A 1,921-nucleotide genomic window follows, 5' to 3' on the forward strand; every position below is an offset into this window, starting at 1 on the left:
TGGCACTAGCGGACACGACGATCCTTGAGGGTCTTGAGACGCCGGATCGTCTCCGGCTCCTGCCGGAAGGCGAGCTGAAGCGCGTCGCCGACGCCGTACGCGCCGAGATGATCGACGCGGTCTCGATCACCGGCGGCCATCTCGGCTCGGGCCTGGGCGTGGTCGAGCTCACGGTCGCCCTGCACCACGTCTTCGACACCCCCGACGACCGCATCGTCTGGGACGTCGGACACCAGTGCTACCCCCACAAGATCCTGACCGGCCGCCGCGACCGCATCCGCACGCTGCGCCAGGGCGGCGGACTGTCGGGCTTCACCAAGCGCTCGGAGAGCGCGTACGACCCCTTCGGCGCGGCCCACTCCTCCACCTCCATCTCCGCCGCCCTCGGCATGGCGGTCGCGCGCGACCTCGACGAGGCGCAGGCCAAGGCCAAGGGCGGCCCGGCCCTCAAGCGCCGCAACATGATCGCGGTGATCGGCGACGGCTCGATGTCGGCGGGCATGGCCTACGAGGCCATGAACAATGCCGGCGCCCTGCATTCGCGCCTGATCGTCATCCTCAACGACAACGACATGTCGATCGCGCCCCCCGTCGGCGCGATGTCGGCCTACCTCGCACGCCTCGCCTCAGGCGGCACCTACCGGAGCTTGCGCGAGACCGCCAAGCAGCTCGGCAAGCTGCTGCCGAAAGCGCTCTACCAGCGCGCGGCGGCAGCCGAAGAGTATGCCCGCTCGCTGATCGTGGGCGGGGGCACCATGTTCGAGGAGATGGGCTTCCACTATGTCGGCCCGGTCGACGGGCACAACCTCGACCACCTGCTGCCGGTGCTCAAGAACGTGCGCGACTCGGATCAGGGCCCGATCCTGCTCCACGTGGTGACGCAGAAGGGCAAGGGCTACGCGCCGGCCGAGGCCTCCGCCGACCGCTACCACGGCGTGGTCAAGTTCGACGTGGTCTCGGGCGTGCAGGCCAAGGCCAAGGCCAACGCCCCGGCCTATACGAGGGTGTTCGGCGAGAGCCTGATCAAGGCGGCCGATGCCGATCCGAAGGTGGTGGCGATCACCGCGGCCATGCCGGGCGGCACCGGCATCGACCTGTTCGGCAAGGCGCATCCCGACAAGACCTTCGACGTCGGCATCGCCGAGCAGCACGCGGTGACCTTTGCCGGCGGTCTGGCCACCGAGGGCTACAAGCCGTTCGTGGCGATCTACTCGACCTTCCTACAGCGGGCCTACGATCAGGTCGTGCACGACGTGGCGCTGCAGAACCTGCCCGTGCGCTTCTGCCTGGACCGGGCCGGTCTGGTGGGCGCGGACGGGGCCACGCATGCGGGCGCGTTCGATCTGGCCTATCTCTGCTGCCTGCCGAACATGACGGTGATGGCGGCCGCCGACGAGGCCGAGCTGGTGCACATGGTGGCCACCGCCCATGCGCATGATTCGGGCCCGATCGCGCTGCGCTATCCCCGCGGCGAGGGCGTCGGCCTGGAGCTGCCGGAGACCGGCGAGCCGCTGGCGATCGGCCGGGGCCGGGTGGTGCGGCGTCCGGAGGGGGCGCGGGTGGCGCTTCTCTCGCTGGGCACGCGGCTGTCGGAGGCGCTGAAGGCAGCCGACGCGCTCGCGGACGAGGGCGTGGTGGCGAGCGTGGCGGATGCGCGCTTTGCCAAGCCGCTGGACGCGGAGCTGATCGTGGATCTGGCGATGCACCACGAGGTTCTGGTGACGATCGAGGAGGGCTCGGTCGGGGGCTTCGGGGCGATGGTTCTGCATCTGCTGGCCGAGCGCGGCGTGCTCGATGCGGGCCGGGTCCGGGTGCGGACGCTGACGCTGCCGGACAGCTACCAGGATCACGACAAGCCGGAGAAGATGTACGCCGAGGCCGGGCTCGACGCCGAGGGCATCCTCAAGGCCGTCCGCGCCGC

Annotated in this window: 1 protein-coding gene; it reads left to right on the forward strand. The window is 70.3% G+C overall.

Going from position 1 to position 1,921, the window contains the following annotated elements; translation table 11 throughout:
- Window positions 1-1,921: 1-deoxy-D-xylulose-5-phosphate synthase (dxs, locus tag ACPCJR_RS26245; RefSeq protein WP_391516487.1), on the forward strand; the 1,921-nt coding region annotated here is incomplete at both ends.

The sequence above is a fragment of the Methylobacterium sp. NPDC097929 genome (assembly GCF_049543375.1).
GTDB lineage: Bacteria > Pseudomonadota > Alphaproteobacteria > Rhizobiales > Beijerinckiaceae > Methylobacterium.